17 protein-coding genes are annotated in these 17,461 nt (G+C 66.2%); 10 read left to right on the top strand and 7 right to left on the bottom strand.

Annotation, left to right across the window (positions count from 1 at the left end; all coding sequences use genetic code 11):
- The first annotated feature begins 104 nt into the window (after positions 1 to 104).
- From ACP16H_RS09540 to fba, 4 genes are read left to right on the top strand one after another with little or no spacing between them, the layout of a single operon-like run.
- Entirely contained in the window at positions 105 to 869 is a 765-nt protein-coding gene (locus tag ACP16H_RS09540) for a triose-phosphate isomerase (protein WP_425072053.1), read from the top strand.
- Between the two features lie 29 nt (positions 870 to 898).
- On the top strand, positions 899 to 1,372 hold the full coding sequence (locus ACP16H_RS09535) for an RpiB/LacA/LacB family sugar-phosphate isomerase (RefSeq protein WP_425072052.1): 474 nt from the start codon (positions 899 to 901) through the stop codon (positions 1,370 to 1,372).
- Positions 1,373 to 1,429: 57 nt separating this feature from the next.
- Positions 1,430 to 2,395: a class 1 fructose-bisphosphatase gene (locus ACP16H_RS09530; protein ID WP_425072051.1), complete on the top strand. Its 966-nt coding sequence runs from the start codon at positions 1,430 to 1,432 to the stop codon at positions 2,393 to 2,395.
- Positions 2,396 to 3,430 carry a class II fructose-bisphosphate aldolase gene (gene fba, locus ACP16H_RS09525; RefSeq protein WP_425072050.1) on the top strand — a complete coding sequence of 345 codons (1,035 nt, stop codon included), beginning with the start codon at positions 2,396 to 2,398 and terminating at the stop codon, positions 3,428 to 3,430.
- A gap of 90 nt (positions 3,431 to 3,520) precedes the next feature.
- Here the strand turns inward: fba and ACP16H_RS09520 are convergent, their stop codons facing one another.
- The 6 genes from ACP16H_RS09520 to ACP16H_RS09495 form a co-directional block, all read right to left on the bottom strand.
- Complete coding sequence (locus ACP16H_RS09520) at positions 3,521 to 3,787, bottom strand: Txe/YoeB family addiction module toxin (RefSeq protein WP_425072049.1); 267 nt, start codon at positions 3,785 to 3,787, stop codon at positions 3,521 to 3,523.
- Positions 3,753 to 4,034 (bottom strand): type II toxin-antitoxin system Phd/YefM family antitoxin, encoded by a 282-nt coding sequence (locus tag ACP16H_RS09515; RefSeq protein ID WP_425072048.1) that lies wholly within the window; start codon positions 4,032 to 4,034, stop codon positions 3,753 to 3,755. The genes ACP16H_RS09520 and ACP16H_RS09515 overlap by 35 nt, the downstream gene beginning before the upstream one ends.
- A gap of 155 nt (positions 4,035 to 4,189) precedes the next feature.
- Positions 4,190 to 5,134, bottom strand: a complete 945-nt coding sequence (locus ACP16H_RS09510) for a D-ribose ABC transporter substrate-binding protein (protein WP_425072047.1) — start codon at positions 5,132 to 5,134, stop codon at positions 4,190 to 4,192.
- A gap of 107 nt (positions 5,135 to 5,241) precedes the next feature.
- Complete coding sequence (locus ACP16H_RS09505) at positions 5,242 to 6,270, bottom strand: ABC transporter permease (RefSeq protein WP_425072046.1); 1,029 nt, start codon at positions 6,268 to 6,270, stop codon at positions 5,242 to 5,244.
- Between the two features lie 13 nt (positions 6,271 to 6,283).
- Positions 6,284 to 7,825, bottom strand: coding sequence for a sugar ABC transporter ATP-binding protein (locus tag ACP16H_RS09500; RefSeq protein WP_425072045.1), 1,542 nt, complete (start codon positions 7,823 to 7,825; stop codon positions 6,284 to 6,286).
- Positions 7,822 to 8,478, bottom strand: a complete 657-nt coding sequence (locus ACP16H_RS09495; protein ID WP_425072044.1) for a DUF2291 family protein — start codon at positions 8,476 to 8,478, stop codon at positions 7,822 to 7,824. Before ACP16H_RS09495 ends, ACP16H_RS09500 begins: the two co-directional genes overlap by 4 nt.
- Positions 8,479 to 8,966: 488 nt before the next feature.
- Here ACP16H_RS09495 and ACP16H_RS09490 point away from each other — a divergent pair, with 488 nt between their 5' ends.
- The 5 genes from ACP16H_RS09490 (at position 8,967) to ACP16H_RS09470 (ending at position 14,818) form a co-directional block, all read left to right on the top strand.
- Positions 8,967 to 10,601, top strand: coding sequence for an FGGY family carbohydrate kinase (locus ACP16H_RS09490; protein ID WP_425072043.1), 1,635 nt, complete (start codon positions 8,967 to 8,969; stop codon positions 10,599 to 10,601).
- Position 10,602: 1 nt separating this feature from the next.
- Complete coding sequence (locus ACP16H_RS09485) at positions 10,603 to 12,108, top strand: glycerol-3-phosphate dehydrogenase (RefSeq protein ID WP_425072042.1); 1,506 nt, start codon at positions 10,603 to 10,605, stop codon at positions 12,106 to 12,108.
- Positions 12,109 to 13,026, top strand: a complete 918-nt coding sequence (locus tag ACP16H_RS09480; protein ID WP_425072041.1) for a sugar phosphate isomerase/epimerase family protein — start codon at positions 12,109 to 12,111, stop codon at positions 13,024 to 13,026.
- Positions 13,027 to 13,098: 72 nt separating this feature from the next.
- Entirely contained in the window at positions 13,099 to 14,034 is a 936-nt protein-coding gene (locus ACP16H_RS09475; protein ID WP_425072040.1) for a sugar-binding transcriptional regulator, read from the top strand.
- A 10-nt stretch (positions 14,035 to 14,044) separates the two neighbouring features.
- A complete protein-coding gene (locus ACP16H_RS09470; protein WP_425072039.1) occupies positions 14,045 to 14,818 on the top strand; it encodes a DeoR/GlpR family DNA-binding transcription regulator in 774 nt (257 codons plus the stop codon).
- A 24-nt stretch (positions 14,819 to 14,842) separates the two neighbouring features.
- Here the strand turns inward: ACP16H_RS09470 and ACP16H_RS09465 are convergent, their stop codons facing one another.
- A complete protein-coding gene (locus tag ACP16H_RS09465; protein ID WP_425072038.1) occupies positions 14,843 to 16,486 on the bottom strand; it encodes a Na/Pi cotransporter family protein in 1,644 nt (547 codons plus the stop codon).
- A gap of 142 nt (positions 16,487 to 16,628) precedes the next feature.
- On the opposite strand from ACP16H_RS09465, the gene ACP16H_RS09460 reads away from it, so the two are divergent.
- Positions 16,629 to 17,444, top strand: a complete 816-nt coding sequence (locus tag ACP16H_RS09460; protein WP_425072037.1) for a DeoR/GlpR family DNA-binding transcription regulator — start codon at positions 16,629 to 16,631, stop codon at positions 17,442 to 17,444.
- Positions 17,445 to 17,461 lie beyond the last annotated feature (17 nt).

Below are 17,461 nucleotides of genomic sequence, written 5' to 3'. Positions count from 1 at the left end.
GATGTGAGAGGTAACATACTCGATTCACAAAATCACACGAAATTTGTTGATTTGTGATTTTGTGATGATAACGCTGGCGAAGATCACAGGGAGGAACAGCCGCCATGACCGAATCCTTCGTCGGCACCAGCTGGAAGATGAACAAGACGCTGGCCGAGGCGCGCATATGGGCCGAGGGGCCGGCGGGGTCGGCGCTCGACCCGCGCATCCAGTCCTTCGTCATCCCGCCCTTCACCGCCGTCCGCGAGGTGGCGGGCCTGCTGGCCGACGGCCCGGCCCTCGTCGGCGCGCAAAACATGCACTGGGCCGAGAGCGGCGCATGGACCGGCGAAGTATCTGCCCCCATGCTGGTCGATTGCGGTCTCGATATCGTCGAACTGGGCCACTCCGAACGCCGCGCGCATTTCGGCGAGACCAACGAAACCGTCGGTCTGAAGGTCGAAAGCGCCGTGCGTCACGGCCTTATCCCGCTGATCTGCATTGGGGAATCGCTGGATGACCGCAACGCTGGCCGCGCGACCGAGGTGTTGGACCACGAGGTGCGCTCTGCACTCGGCCGCCTGCAGGGCGCGCAGAAGGACGCGCCGATCTGGCTCGCCTACGAACCCGTCTGGGCCATCGGCGAACACGGCATCCCCGCCTCTGCCGACTATGCCGACGCCCGTCAGGCGGAAATCATCGCCGTGGCCGAGGACGTGCTCGGGTGGAAGATCCCCTGCCTCTACGGCGGCTCCGTCAACGCGGAGAACTGTGCCGAGCTGATCGCCTGCCCGCATGTCGACGGCCTCTTCATCGGCCGGTCTGCGTGGCAGATCGACGGCTACCTCGACATCCTGTCCCGCGTTTCACGCGCCCTGGACAAAATGTGATAAATCACAAAATCCCCGGAGGATATAACATGAAGATCGCAGTAGCCGGTGACAGCGCCGGTGGATCCCTCGCCAAGACCCTCGCAGAGTACCTGTCGCAGAACCCCGCCTACAGCGTGACCGAGTGTTCGCGCACCGAAGCCGGACCGGATGCCTTCTACGCCGACCTCAGCGACCGCGTGGCCAATGCGGTCAAGGATGGCACATACGACAAGGCAATCCTGATCTGCGGCACCGGTATCGGCGTCTGCCTTGCTGCCAACAAGGTGCCGGGCATCCGCGCTGCGCAGACCCATGACACGTACTCGGCGGGCCAGGCCGCGACCTCGAACAACGCGCAGATCATCACCATGGGTGCGCGCGTGATTGGGGCAGAACTGTCCAAGGATATCGTCGACGCTTTCCTGACCGCCGCCTTCGACCCCGAAGGCAAATCGGCGGGCAATGTGAACGCCATCAACGCGGTCGATGCGAAATATCACGCGGCCTCCTCGCTGGCGTGATACCCGGTGGCGCGACGGGCTCCTCCTCCGCCCGTCGCGCCATGAACGGAGCCCGATATGCTGACCCTGCCCCACGACACCCTGTGCCACGCCCCGATCCTGCCCGCCTGCCTGCCCGAAGACGGCGTCGGGCGGATCATCGCGGCGCTGGCCCATGCCATGCCCGCCATCGCCGCCCGTCTGGCGGCGGGCAAGCTGCCGGGCGATCCGGCGGCGCTAGTCGGCACGAATGACAGCGGCGACGCGCAGAAGGCGCTGGACGTGGGCGCGCATGACCACGTTCTGGCCGAACTGCGCGGATGCGGCGTGCGGCACATGCTGTCGGAAGAGGCCGAGAAGGTCGAAACGCTCGACCCCTCCGGCGTCTACGACATCGCCATCGACCCGATCGACGGGTCGGGGTCGATCGGCATCGGCGCGCCCCTGGGGATGCTCTTTGTCCTCTACCCCACCGGCCCCGCCGACTTCGCCCGCCCCGGCAGCGAAGCCGTCGCGGCGGGATACGCCTCCTTCGGCCACAGCCTCGATTTCGGCTATTCGCTGGGCGACGGCATCCAGATCTTCACCTTCGACGGGCAGGATTTCCGCGAGGCGCGGCGCGATCTGCGGATGAAGCCCACCGCCTCGACCATCGCCTACAATGCGTCGAACGAACGCTTCTGGCCCGAAGGGTTGCAGGCCTGGGCGCGCGACCTGCGGCTGGGCAAGGACGGCCCGCGCGGGCGCGATTTCAACATGCGCTGGCTGGCGGCGGCGGTGGGCGAGCTGCACCGCATCATCCTGACCGGCGGCGCGTTCCTTTACCCCGCCGACCGCCGCAAGGGCTATGAAAACGGCCGCCTGCGGCTGGCCTACGAGGCGGTGCCGATGGCCTTCCTCATGGAAGCCGCTGGCGGCAAGGCCACCGACGGCACCCGCCGCATCCTCGACCTGATCCCCTCCGACCCGCATGAGAACGTCGCCCTGGTGTTTGGCGCGGCGGACGAGGTCGACACCATCGCGAGATACCTACAGGAGACCTGAATGGCCCGTATCACCCTGCGCCAGTTGCTGGACCACGCCGCCGAACACGGCTACGCCGTGCCCGCCTTCAACATCTCCAACATGGAGATGGGGCTGGCGATCCTGGGCGCCGCCCGCGAGGCCCATGCGCCGGTCATCCTCGCCGCCTCGCGCGGGGCGCGCAGCTACGCAGGGGACAAGCTGCTGGCGCGGCTGATCGACGGGCTGGTCGAGACCTTCCCCGAGGTGCCGGTCTGCATGCACCTGGATCACGGGAACAATCTCGCGACCTGCGCCACGGCGATCCAGCACGGGTTCACCTCCGTGATGATGGACGGCTCGCTGAAGGAAGACGGCACCACCCCCGCCGATTACGCCTACAACATGGAAATCACCCGCCGCGTGACCGAGATGGCCCATGCCTGCGGCGTCTCCGTCGAGGGGGAGCTGGGTGTTCTGGGCTCGCTGGAAACCGGGATGGGCGATCAGGAAGACGGCCACGGCGCGACGGAACGGCTGTCCGAAGACCAGCTTCTGACCGACCCCGCCGAGGCGGAACGGTTCGTGAAGGACACCGGCGTCGATGCACTGGCCATCGCCATGGGCACCTCGCACGGGGCGTACAAGTTCACCCGCAAGCCCGACGGCGCGATCCTCGCCATGAACGTGATCGAGGAGATCAACCGCCGCCTGCCGAACACGCATCTGGTGATGCACGGATCGTCGTCCGTGCCGGAGGATCTGCAACAGGTCATCAACAGCTATGGCGGCGACATCCGCCCGACCTGGGGCGTGCCGGTGGAAGAGATCCAGCGCGGCATCCGCTCCGGCGTGCGCAAGGTCAACATCGACACCGACAACCGCATGGCGATGTCTGCGGGCGTGCGCCGCGTGCTGGTGGAGAACACCGGCGAGTTCGACCCGCGCAAGTATCTGAAGGAAGGCATGGGGCTGATGAAAGATCTCTGCCGCGCCCGGTTCGAGGCGTTTGGCACGGCGGGTCACGCCGATGGCATCGTGCCGGTGGCGCTGGAGGCGATGGCGGGGCGCTATTGACGGATGGGGAGAGGGGCGCTGCCCCTCGGCCTGCGGCCTCACACCGGAGGTATTTGGACCAAGAAGAAGCAGCAGGGGCGCGCGTTTTGCTCAGTAGTGATAGCGGCATTGGGCGATTTCGAGCTGCTGGGCCGGACCCTCGCCCCGGACGCGGTAGACGAGGCGGTGCTCGGCAGTGATGCGGCGGGACCAGAAACCGCTGAGGTCGCCCTTCAGCGGTTCGGGTTTTCCCGCCCCTGTATAAGGGTGCCGCATACATTCCTCGATGAGGCGGTTGAGTTTCTTCAGGCCTTTGCGGTCCTGCTCCTGCCAATGGAGGTGGTCAGTCCACCCGCGGTTTGAGAACACCAGTCTCATGGTCGATCTCCACCTCTATTCCGCCACCGGCGTCCAGTTCCGCAATCGCCTCCCGCAGGCGGGCGGCGTTTTTCGGCGAGGAGAGCAGGTAGAGCGTGGTCTGGATGGCGTCCCATTCCTCCTGCGCGACCATCACAACGCCCTCGCGGCCCGTGCGGGTGATCGCCAGTTCCTCGCGGTCCTCGACGACGCGGTCCATCGCCTTGGCCAGCCCGTTGCGGGCGTCGGTATATGTCATGACCTGCATGCATGCCTCGTGGATGTAGTATCGTCGCTTGATCCGCAAGAGATATGTACAGAATTCTGATCATATCAAGTGTTTTGTATGATAAATCGTACATTTCTATATAGATGCGAAAAGGGGGCCGCGCTGGCCCCCTCCCCTGTTTCCTGTAGATCAGATTACTGCGACAGGGTGAACGGGCCGGTGTACTTGTCCGCGCTCGAGGCGTCGATCAGCATGCAGTCGAACAGCTGCTTCTCTTCCGCCACCTTTAGCTCGCCGGTGTTGATGAAGTGGTCCGCCTGGCGCACCGCTTCCTCGGCGAAGATCGCGACCGGCTGCAGCACGGTGTAGGTCAGTTCACCCGCCTTCACCGCGTCGACCGAGTCCGGCGAGCCGTCGAAGCCGCCGACGACCATGCCGTCCAGCTTGCCTGCCTCCTTCAGCGCGGCAATCGCCCCCAGCGCCATCTCGTCATTGCCGGAGATCACGCCCTTCACGTCCGGATTGGCCTGCAGCATCGACTGCATCTTGGTGTAGCCCTGCGTGCGGTCCCAGTTGGCCACTTCCTGCGCCTTCTTGTCGAGATCCGGGTATTGCGACAGCACGGTCTCGAAGCCGTTGGAGCGGGTCTGGGCGTTGTTGTCGGACGGTGCGCCGAAGAGTTCGACGAATGACCCTTCGCCGCCGATCGCCTCGACCCAGGCCATAGCACCGAGCGCCGCGCCCTGTGCGTTGTTCGACACCAGCTGCGCCTTGGCCAGACCGCTCTCGTTGATCTCGGCGTTGACGATGAAGACGGGGATGCCCGCATCGACAGCCTTCTTAACCGCGCCGATGGAGCCGTCGGCGTTGGCGGGGCCGAGGATGATCGCCTTCGCTTGGTTGGTGATCGCGGTGTCGATCAGGGTCGATTCCGTGTTGGTGTCGCCCTTGTGCGCCGCCACGGCGGCCTCGTAGCCCAGTTCCTCGGCGGTGGCCTTGGCGACTTCGCCCTCGGTGAACCAGTAAGGGTTGGCCGGGTCGTTCACGATGATGGAGATCAGGCCCTCGGCCCAGGCCGAGCCCGCCATAAGCGGCAGGGTTGCGACGGCGGCAAGAAGGGCGCGCTTGGTCAGTTTCATGGATAGTTCCTCCCTTTGGGTTTGGTTGTGCCCGGGTTTCGCGGGCGGCTTTTCCCCGTCCGGGGGCCTGTACGACCCCCGGTCCAGATGAAATTCTTCTAGGATTGTCAGCGCTTGGCGCGTCCGTATTGCAGGCTGTTCAGCAGCACCGCCAAGACGATCACCGCCCCGGTGAACACGGTCTGCCAGTAGGCCGAGACGCCGATGATGACGAGGCCGTCCGACAGAAAGCCGATCACGAAGGCCCCCAGCATGGTCCCCCGCACCGTGCCGCGCCCGCCGGTCAGGGCCGCGCCGCCGATCACCACTGCCGCGATGGCGGTCAGTTCGTAGGTCGTGCCCGCCTTCGGCCCCGCCGAGGTCAGCTGCGAGGACAGCACCAGCCCGGCGATGGCGGCGCAGATGCCCGACAGCACGTAGACCGCGATCTGCACCTTGCGGGTCGGCACGCCCGACAGTTCCGCCGCCCGCTCGTTGCCGCCCGAGGCGTAGAGCCAGCGGCCGAAGGCGGTGCGCGACAGGGTGACGCCCACGGTGACGGCGACGACCGCCAGCACGATCACCCCAATGGGCACGCCGCCGATGCGGTTGAAGCCCAGCCAGTCGAAGCCCATGTTCCCCAGCGCCTCGGAGCCGGAAAGGTTGTTGTAGGTCAACCCGTTGGTCATCAGCAGCGCCACGCCGCGGGCGACGTAAAGCATCCCCAGCGTCGCGACGAAGGCCGGCACCCGGAAGAAGGCGATCAGCACGCCGTTCACCGCGCCCACCGCCGCGCCAAGGCACAGCGTCAGCACCACCACCGCCCAGACCGGCGGATAAAGGATCACGCCCGCCGCAGGCAGTTCCACCCCCTGCATCAGCGCGCCCGCCACGACCCCGGACAGTCCCAGCGTCGATCCCACCGACAGGTCGATGCCGCCGTTCAGGATCACCAGCAGCATCCCGATGGCCAGCAACCCGAAGATCGCCACATGCGACGACATGATGAGGAAGTTGCCCACCGAGAAGTAGACCGGCGACAGGATCGAGAACACGATGATGATCGCCACGAGCGCAAAGAACGCGCGCCCTTCCAGCAGGATGCGACCGATGTTGAGGCCGCTGGACGCCGTGCGCCCGGATGTGATGTCCGCCATGGTGATCCCTCCCTTAATGGTGCATGGCTTCGCCGGAGGCGGCCATGATTTGTTCCTTGCTCACGGTGTGATCGAGTTCCGCCGCGATCCGGCCGCGCCGCATGACCACGATGCGATGCGCCACCGACAGGCATTCGCCGACCTCCGAGGTGGTGTAGACCACCGCGAGGCCCCGCTCGGCCGCCTGCCGCACCAGCAGCTTGAACACCTCGGCCTTTGCGCCGACGTCGATGCCGCGCGACGGCTCGTCCAGCAGGATCACGTCCGGGTGGGTCGCCAGCATCTTACCGATCACCACCTTCTGCTGGTTGCCGCCCGAGAGCGACCCGATCATCGCGCCGCCGCCGTCGGTCTTCACCGTCACTTCGCGGATGCTGTCGTCGATGACCTTCTGTTCATCCTTCGACGAGGTGAACAGCCGTTTGGTAGAGGCCCCGATGGAGGCCAGCGATAGGTTCTGCCCCACGGTCATGGTCTGCACCAGCCCGTCGCGCTGCCGGTCTTCCGGCACCAGCACCAACCCGGCGTCGATCCGCTGGGCAATCGACAGGCCCGACCCATCGGACCCGCGCAGCTTCACCGCGCCACCCGTGGCGCGCAGCCGACCCGCCACGCATTCCATCAGCTCGGTCCGCCCCGCGCCCATCAGCCCGTAGATGCAGACGATCTCTCCGGCCTTTACCGACAGGCTCAGGTGGTCCACCACGTTGCCCTGCCCCGACTTGTCCGGCACGCAAAGGTCGACCACCTCCAGCGCCGCCGCACCCATCCGGGACTCGGGCGGCGAGCCGAGGTCGAAATTCTCGCCCACCATGTTGCGCACGATCCATTCCAGGTCGATCTCCGACCTTGGCGCCCAGGCGGTCATGGTGCCGTCGCGCAGCACCACCGCGTGATGCGTCACGGTCAGCGCCTCCTCCAGATGGTGCGAGATGTAGACGATGCTCACGCCCTTCGCGGTCAGGTCGCGGATGACCTCGGACAGCACGTCAACCTCGGGCGCCGACAGGGCAGAGGTCGGCTCGTCCATGATCAGGATGCGCGAGCGCGCCTGCAAGGCCCGCGCGATCTCGACGATCTGCTGCTGGCCCAGCCGCAATTCGCCCACCGGGGTCAAAGGATCGATGCCCTCCTCCAGTTCCGCCATCAGGGCGCGGGTCACGCGCTCTTCCTCGGCGAAATCCACCCCCATCGGCCCGCGCAACTCGCGCCCCATGAAGATGTTGTCCCGCACGTTCAGGTTCGGGGCCAGCGCCAGTTCCTGATGGATGATCGAAATGCCCCGCGCCAGCGCGTCGGTGGCATTGGCAAAGACCACCGGCTGCCCGTCGAGGATGATCTTGCCATGGGTCGGCGTGACGATGCCCGAGAGGATCTTCATCAGCGTCGACTTGCCCGCGCCGTTCTCGCCGAACAGCGTCGTGACCTGCCCGCGATGGATGTCGAAGTTCACACCCTTCAGCGCCTGCACTGCGCCGTAATGTTTCGCCACGTCGCGGGCGGACATGACGACTTCGCCCGTCGTCCCCGCCACGATTGCCCCCTGCGCGGTCATTGCACGGTCACCGCGACCGGAGTCACCAGCCACATCTTCGGGCTGATCAGCTTGAACACGCCGGTGACGGTCATCGTCTTGCCGGGCAGGCTGGCCTGATCCAGCCCGTCCAGCACCTCGGCCTTCATCGCGCGGTTCAGACCGCTGCCCGCATCCTGGAATTCGATCTGGTTCTTGAACTGGCCAAAGGCGATGTCGCCGGGCGCGTCGCGCGGGTCGGTGCCGTTGATCGCGGGGCCGGTCTGGACGCGGATGCGCACGCCGGGGGCCTCGGGAACCACCACGTCAAAGATCCCACCCTTACCTTCGCCCACCACGCCGCTGAACGTCACCGGGATCACCGGCATCATACCGCCCGAGCCGTATTTCTCGCCCGCCGCGACCTTGTCGGCCTCCAGCGCGGCGACCAGTTCGGCCACGGGCACGGCCTTGTCCATGACAAAGGACCGGACGCGGGGAAAGGTCTCGGCCCCGTAGGCGTCTGGGGAAAAGGCCGCCACGCGGGCGTCCTGCTCGGACCCGATGCGCACCACCGTGGTGTCCAGCGCCATCACCACCAGCACCGCCAGTGCAGCGCCGCCGCCAATCAGGGCGCGCTTCGACAGGCGGGGCTTGTGGATCACCCCCGTCTTGATGGTTTCTGTCGCCGTCATGGCCATCCTCCCTCACTCCCCGTCGATCGGGCCGCCTGCTTCCCTGTGGGAGGCATGCATTAACCCTGTCCGCACAACGCTCTCCCGGCCCGAAAACGGACCTGTTAACACCGTGCAAAGACACGCGGTCAGCGTCTGGGCGCCGATGTGGTTCGGCACCCGTCCTCCCTTCGATTCGCCGGCCCGGCTCTTGTGTCGCAGGCCGCCTGTCAGGCCGGAAACTCTTGTTTGGCTTGGGGTTTGCCCTCCTGACGCCCCGGCCTGGCTTCCGATCCGCTGGAGTTACCTTAACTGCAATTTATTTCTATTGAAGAAAAAAATTACACTGGACGTCGAGGTATCCTCCGATATGCTTTTCCCAAGCCGCCGGGTCACGCCCGGCGTCCGCCCCGTGGCCGGAGGAGCCTAGGGGCGCGTGACAAACAAGGGAGGACGTCGCATGGCCCATGGCCTAAGCGCGCCTTGTCACGCCCCGCGCGGGGTGCGGCATGGCTGAACGCGACATCATCATCGGCATCGACGCGGGCACCTCGGTCATCAAGGCCGTGGCCTTCACCCTGACGGGCGCGCAGCTGGGCACCTCGGCGGTGCTGAACCGCTACGAGACCACGCCCGACGGCGCGGCGACGCAGGACATGGACCGCACCTGGGCCGATTGCGCGCAGGCCCTGCGCGGCCTGCATGACAGGGTCGACGGGCTGGCGGCGCGTGTGGCGGCGCTCGCCGTCACCGGACCGGGCGACGGCACCTGGCTGGTGGGCGCGGGCGACCGCCCCGTTGGCGACGCCTGGCTCTGGCTCGATGCGCGGGCGGCAAAGACGACCTCGGACCTGGCGACGCGCCCGGCCAATGCGGCGCGCTTCACCGCCACCGGCACCGCGCTCAACACCTGCCAGATGGGCGCGCAGATGGCCCATATGGATCGCCATTGCCCCGAGTTGCTGGACCGCGCCGAGGTCGCCCTGCATTGCAAGGACTGGCTGTATCTGAACCTCACCGGGCAGCGCGCCACCGACCCGTCGGAGGCCGCCTTCACCTTCGGCGATTTCCGCACGCGGGCCTATGACGACACTGTCATCGCCGCACTGGGTCTGGAACACCGCCGCGCCTTGCTGCCGCCCATCGTGGCCGGCACGCAGGTCACGCATCCCCTGACCGAAAAGGCCGCCGCGCAGACAGGCCTGCCCGAGGGCACACCCGTGTCCCTCGGCTATGTCGACATGGTCATGACCGCGCTTGGCGCGGGCGTGCACACGGGCGACGCGGGGACAGCCTGCTCCACCATCGGCAGCACCGGCGTGCACATGCGCGCCGTGACCTCGGACGCCGTGACCCTGACCCAAGGCCAGCAAAGCGGTTACGTCATCTGCCTCCCCGCGCCGCACATGGTCACGCAGGTGCAGACCAACATGGCCGCGACGCTCAACATCGACTGGGCCCTGCGCATGGCCGCCGACCTCATGAGCGAGACCGGCCACCCGCATGACTACTCCGACCTCGTCAGCCGCATCGACGGCTGGATGGCGCGGTCGACCCCCGGTGCGCTGCTCTATCAGCCCTACATTTCCGAGGTGGGCGAACGTGGCCCCATGGTCAACTCCAATGCCCGCGCCGGGTTCATCGGGCTGGCGCAGCATCACTGCTTCCCGGACCTGATGCGCGCCGTGGTCGAGGGGCTGGGGATGGCCGCCCGCGATTGTTATGCCGAGATGGGCGAGATGCCGTCGGAGCTGCGCATCACCGGGGGTGCCGCGCGCTCCCGCGCCCTGCGCGCCGTCCTGTCCGCCTGCACCGAGGCGCCCGTGCGCGTCTCGCAACGCGACGAAGCCGGCGCGGCAGGCTGCGCCATGATGGCCGCCGTGGCCATCTACGCCTATCCCGACATGCAATCCTGCATCGCGGAATGGGTGACGCCCCTGCTGGGGCAGCCGGAACAGCCCGACGCCGACCTGACCCGCACCTATGCCGCGCTCTACCCCACCTACCGGGCGGCGCGGCAGGCGCTGACCCCGATCTGGGACCAACTGGCCGCGCATCGACACGACAGCCATAACCGCCAGTCCGAGACCAATGAACGTTCGCTCGACGCCCGGCCCCCGGCCGCGTCCGCAGGAGGATCCTGACATGACCCAAGAGGTTGACCTGTTTGTCATCGGCGGTGGCATCAACGGGGCGGGTGTCGCCCGCGACGCCGTCGGGCGCGGCCTGTCCGTGGTGCTGTGTGAAAAGGACGACCTGGCCGAAGGCACGTCGAGCCGCTCCGGCAAGCTGGTGCATGGCGGCCTGCGGTATCTCGAATATTACGAATTCCGGCTGGTGCGTGAGGCGCTGATCGAACGCGAAGTCCTCATGAACGCCGCCCCCCATATCATCTGGCCGCTGCGCTTCGTCCTGCCGCACAGCCCGCAGGACCGGCCCGCGTGGCTGGTGCGGCTTGGCCTGTTCCTCTACGACCACCTCGGCGGGCGCAAGAAACTGCCGGGCACCCGAACGCTGGACCTGAGACGCGACCCCGAGGGCGCGCCGATCCTCGACCAGTACACGCGCGGCTTCGAATACTCCGATTGCTGGGTGGATGACGCGCGCCTCGTGGTGCTGAACGCGCTCGACGCGGCGCAGCGCGGGGCCACGGTCCTGACCCGTTCGCCTGCCGTCTCTGCGCGGCGCGACAATGGAAGATGGCGTGTCACCACCCACAACACCTTGACCGGGGAAAAGCGCGACTGGCTGGCGAAATGCCTCGTGAACGCCGCAGGGCCTTGGGTGACCGACGTGCTGACCCGCGTGGCCGGGGCGAACTCCACCCGCAATGTCCGCCTTGTCAAAGGCTCGCACATCATCGTTCCGAAGTTCTGGGAGGGGCCGCATTCGTATCTCGTGCAGAACCACGACAAGCGCGTGATCTTCATCAACGCCTACGAGGGCGACAAGGCGCTGATCGGCACCACCGACATCGGCTATTATGGCCGGGCCGAGGACGTGGCCATCGAGGACACCGAAATCGCCTACCTGCTCGACTGCGTGAACCGCTATTTCAAGGAAAAGCTGCGGCGTGAGGACATCCTCCAGACCTTCTCGGGCGTACGTCCGCTGTTCGACGACGGCGCGGGCAACCCCTCGGCGGTGACGCGCGATTATGTCTTCGACCTCGACGACACCGGCGGCGCGCCGCTGCTGAACATCTTCGGCGGCAAGATCACCACCTTCCGCGAACTGGCGGAACGCGGGATACACCAGCTTACCCATATCTTCCCGACCATGGGCCAGGACTGGACCGACAGCGCGCCCCTGCCCGGCGGCGACATGCCCGGTGCCGACTACGATGCCTTCCGCGACAGCCTCAAGGCGCAGTACCCCTGGATGCCGCGCGAGCTGCGCGAATACTACGGGCGGCGTTACGGCACGTTGACGGTGCGCATCGTCGGCACCGCGCAGTCCGTGGCCGACCTTGGCCGCCACTTCGGCGCGCATCTCTACGAGGCCGAGGTGCGTTACCTTGTGGAAAACGAATGGGCGCTAACGGCCGAGGACGTGATCTGGCGCAGGACCAAGAACCGCCTCGACATGACCGACGACCAGATCGCCGCCTTCACCGAGTGGTTCGACGCCACCCAAGCCGAGGCCGCCTGAATGCTCACCCTCTCACTGAACACCAACCCGTTGGTGAACCGCTTCGCCGATCCGGACGACCTGATCGACACCGTGGCGCGTGACCTGCGCATCCGCGACCTGCAACTGACCCACGAATTCATCAACCCGTCTTGGCCTGCGCCGGTCATCCGCCGCCTGACGCGGGCCATGGGCAAGGCACTGCATCGCACGGGCGTCCGCGTCACCTCCGGCATGACCGGGCCTTACGGGCGGCTCAATCACTTCGGCCACCCCGACCGCGACGTGCGCCACTACTACGTCGATTGGTTCAAGACCTTCGCCGACATCACCGCCGACCTCGGCGGCACGTCGGTCGGCACGCAATTCGCCATCCTGACCTATGCCGACCAGGACAACCCGGCCCGCCGCGAGGACATGATCAACATCGCCATCGACCACTGGGCCGAGGTGGCGGACCACGCCCGCGCCGCAGGCCTCAGCTACGTCTTCTGGGAACCCATGAGCGTCGCCCGCGAGTTCGGCGAGACCATCGCGGAATGCCTTGCCCTTCAGGACCGCCTGACCAAGGCCGACATGGCCATCCCCATGTGGATGATGGCTGATATCGACCACGGCGACGTCACCAGCGCCAATCCCGACGACTACGACCCTTACGCATGGGCGCGCGCCGTGCCGCGCGTCTCGCCCATCATCCACATCAAACAATCCCTCATGGACAAGGGTGGCCATCGCCCCTTCAACGCCAAGGGCCGCATCCAGCCGGAGCCGCTGCTGGCCGCGCTGGCCGAAGGCGGCGCCGAAACCAACGAGATCTGCCTGGAACTGTCGTTCAAGGAACGCGAACCCAATGACCGCGAGGTCATTCCCCAGATCGCCGAATCCATCGCCTTCTGGGCGCCGTATATCGACACCGGGGCGCAGCACCTGAACCTGTGACACCATCGCGGGGCTTCCCTTTGCCGCGCCCCGCCCCTACCCTGTCCAAAGACCTTTGGACCAGCCAAGACCATGACCGACGACGACAAGAGCCTCGCCATCCGCGCCGCGTGGATGCATTACGTCGGCGGGCTCACGCAGGCCAAGGTGGCGAAACGGCTGGGCCTGCCCTCGGTCAAGACCCACCGCCTGATCGCCCGCGCCGTGGCCGAGGGCAACGTCAAGGTCAGCATCGAGGGCGAGATCGTCGAATGCGTCGCGCTGGAGGGCGCGCTTTACGACCGCTACGGCCTCGACCTCTGCGAGGTCGCCCCCGACGTGGGCGAGGAAGGCCTGCCGCTGCGCACGCTCTCGCTCGCGGGGGCGAATTACCTCAAACGCCAGTTCGAGGCGGGCGAACACCGCATCATCGGCCTCGGACATGGCCGCACCCTGGCTGAAACCACCCGCGCCCTGCCCCGCATGGATGCGCCGGGGCTGCACTTCGTCTCGCTGCTCGGTGGCCTGACCGGCAATTTCGCCGCCAACCCGCATGACGTCATGCACCGCATCGCGGACAAGACTGGCGCGCGCGCCTGTGTCATGCCCGTCCCCTTCTTTGCTAATACCGTCGAGGACCGCGAGGTCCTCTTGAATCAGCGCGGCGTCGACGAGGTGTTCCGCATGGCGCAATCCGCCACGCTGAAGGTCGTGGGCATCGGCACCGTCGACCCCGACGCTCAGCTTGTCACCAGCCGCATGATCGAACCCTCGGAAATCGAGGAAATCGCTCGGGCGGGCGCGCAGGGCGAGATGCTGGGTGACTTCTTTGACGCGGAGGGGCATGTCGTGGAAACCACGCTTTCGGCCCGAACGTTAGCCGTGGGCTACGATCCTGACCGCGAAGAGTCTATCGTCGCCATCGCGGGCGGGCCGGAGAAGGTCGCGGCGATCCGCTCCGTCCTGCGCTCGGGCCGCGTGTCGGGTCTGATTACCGATGAACTCACGGCGCGCGCCTTGCTGGACTGAAGGAAGACGGATGAAACGCGACGACCGCCGCCAGCAGATCCTAGACAGGCTTGTCCGAGACGGACAGGTGCAGCTGGACCTGCTCGCCGAAGACTTCGGCGTGTCGAAGATGACCATTCACCGTGATCTGGACGACCTGGAAACCGAGGGGCTGCTGCGCAAAATTCGCGGCGGGGCCACCATCGAGGCCGGGACGCAATTCGAAAGCGACTTCCGCTTTCGTCAGATGCAGGGCCACGAGGTCAAGGCCCGGATGGCGTCGGCGGCGGTGGAGCTGGTCGAACCGGGCATGACCGTTATGGTCAACGACGGCTCGACCGCCACAGTGCTGGGCGCGGCCCTGTCCGCCAAACGCCCGCTGACAGTCATCACCAACAACCACGCCGTAATCGAGACACTCAAGGCCGAGCCGGGCATCACCGTCATCGCGCTGGGTGGGCGGTTTTCCGCGAAGTACAACGCCTGGGTGGGCCGCGTGACGGAGACCGCGTTGGCGGGACTGCGGGCCGATCTGGTGTTCATTTCGACCCCGGCGGTGGCCGATGGCTGCGTCTACCACATGGACGACGACATCACCCGGGTCAAACGGCTGATGATGGACAACGCCGCACGTCGGGTTTTGCTGGTAAACCATCTCCGTCTTGGCCACACGGCACTGAACCTGCTCGCCCCGCTCAGCGACTTTGAAAGCGTCATCACCGACGCGGTCCCTGCCGAACACCACGCAGCGATGATCGCGGACAGCGGCGCGCTGCTGACAGTGGCGCGCCGAAGCGGACCATAAGCCCCGTCACGCCCCCGCGGCGCTTCACCCGCTCCGCGCAAGGCGGCTGCCGAGGAAGGCACCCGCCTCCTCGAGGATCGGATAGGCCGCATAGCTGAACGAGGCGTTAATCTGCTTCAGCAACCGCAGGATTTCCTGATGCATGTTTGTACTGGCCACGCTGTCCGATCGGCGGTCCTGCAACCGTTGCAGATGGCTCTCCTGAAGCCGCTGCTCCAGACCACGCATGGCGTCCTTCTGGCTGACCAGCTGGCGCGCGTCGTCCGGGTTGCCGTCGGTGAGCACCCCCAACGCCAATTGCGCATTGGCCAGCACCACGTCATGCAACCGCTCCAGATCATGCAGCCCCTCGCTGGAAAAGGACACTGCCTGCTGCCGCATCTTGCGGGCGATGGCCAGCATGTTGACGGCGATGCGGTCCGCCGCTTCCTCCAAACCATTGGCGACAGTCACCATTTCAAGCGATTGACGCGCCTGCGCCTCTGTCAGCGGGGCGGTGCGCAACCGCGAGATATACAACTTGGATTCGAAATGCATCCGGTCGACGGCATCCTCCAACCGCAGGATGCGGGCATCGGTGTCCGCGTCCCAGCCCCGGTAAAGCGGTTTCATAAGCACCAGCATCGCCTGCACCGCTTCGCCCATGCGCATCAACTCGCGCCGCGCGCAGGCCAGACCAAGGCGCGCATCGGACAGGGCGTCCGGGTCCAGCGCAGATATGTCCTCTGCCCCGTTTTCAGGATCGGGACGCAGCATGCCGCCCGCGACCCGCAGCAGACCCTCGGCCAACGGCAGCGCCAGCAGCACGAGCACGACGTTGAAACCAATGTGCAGCCAGATCGCCTCTGCACCTGGATTGGCGAAACCCGGCGCCGCCAATCCCTCGGCAAAGACAAGCGCAGCAATGCCCGCCAAGGCCAGTACCCCGCGTGCAACAGCATTGGCGGTAACGACGCTACGCACCGACCGTTCAGCCCCCGACAACAGCGTCAGAGGGATCATCGCACCGCCAAAATTGGCCCCCATCACCAGCGCCGCCGCCACAGGCCACGGGATGATCCCCGTCGTGGCAAAACTCGCCACGGTCAGAACGGCGGCCAGGCTGGAATGCATCGACCACGCCAGCAAGCCCCCGAGAACCGAGGCACTGAGCAGGTCGCCCGACAGGTAGGCCGCAATCGCGCGCACGATGTCGTTGGCGGCGATTGGCGCCGTCGCAGTGCGTATCATTCCCAAGGCCAGCAGGATGAGCGCCAGCCCGATCAGCACCCGCCCCGCCTGTTTCAACGCGTTCCGTCCCTTGCGGAAATTCAGAGCCACCCCGACCAGCAGCAGCGCGGGGATGACGCTCTGGATCGGCAGGAACAGCACGCGCGCCATCACCGCAGACCCCAGTTCCGCCCCCACGATCAGCGCCAGCGCCGCCGTAGGCGTAATGGTGGCCGAGGCGATGAACCCGCTCGAGATCAGCGTCACCGCCGTCGCGCTCTGCATGGTCATGGCCGCCATCACCCCACCCACCGCCGCCGAGACACGGTGGCGACACAGCCTGCGCAGGCCCCGCTGTACAAACGGCAAAAACGCCCGCTCTATCCCGGTCCGGACGAGCCGCACGGCCCACAACAACAGCGCCACTGCCGCCGACACCTGTATGAGAATCCCGATCACTTGTGTTTGTCACCTTTCCGGTCCGGCAGGCCTGAACTTGGCATTTCTCAATTAAAAACCACTAAAACGAGCGATATGCGACAAAAATGATTGAATTACGTGCCAAATACCACAACCATACCCTCAAAGCGCGAGTCAGGGCATGGATTTGGCAGAGATAGTCGCAGCATCGAACGTCACCGACGGTCCGCCGCAACGGCTGCGGAAGACCGAGCGGCGCGAGCAGATCCTGTTGGAGCTGAAGCTGCGCCCGCATGTGCGCATCGCCGAGCTGGCCGAGCGGTTCAACGTATCAACGGAAACTGTGCGCCGCGATTTCGACGCGTTGGCCGATGACGGGCTGGTGGCGCGGGCGCATGGCGGGGCCACGGCCCCCGGTCCCGGCCAGTATCCGGGCCTCAACGAACGCGCCATTGCCCGAACAGCCGAGCGCGAACGTATCGGCCAGCGCGCAGCCCAACTGGTCCGCGACGGCGAGACGCTGATGGTCGATAGTGGCTCTACCACGATCCAGTTCGCGCGTGCGCTGTCACTGCGTGGAACGCCTTGCACTGTCATCACCAACTCGATCCCCGTGGCAATGACCTTGGCACACGGGGCGCAACAGATCCTGCTGTGTCCCGGCGAATACCTCTCGGCGGAATCTGCCGTCGTGGGGTCCGACACGCTGGCCTACCTGAGCGGGTTCCACGTCGATCACTGCATGATCGGGGCCACGGGCCTGACGGAAGAAGGCCCCTCGGAAACCGTGCGCGGCTTTGCCGCCGTGAAGCGCGCCATGCTGGTACGTGCCCGGAAACGCCATTTGCTGCTGGATTCGCGCAAGTTCGGGCGCAAGGGGCTGGCCTTGGTCGGTCGCCCTGACGAGATCGACTCGCTTGTTGCGGATCAGGCACCCGATCCGGAGCTGACACAGGCACTGACGGCGGGAGGCGTCGAACTGCTTCTCGCTACCTAAAAAAACGCGGCGAAACG

This window comes from Sagittula sp. S175, from assembly GCF_049800975.1.
Taxonomy (GTDB): Bacteria; Pseudomonadota; Alphaproteobacteria; order Rhodobacterales; family Rhodobacteraceae; genus Sagittula.
Note: the sequence above shows the minus strand (reverse complement) of the source record. Positions and strands in the feature narration are given on the sequence as shown.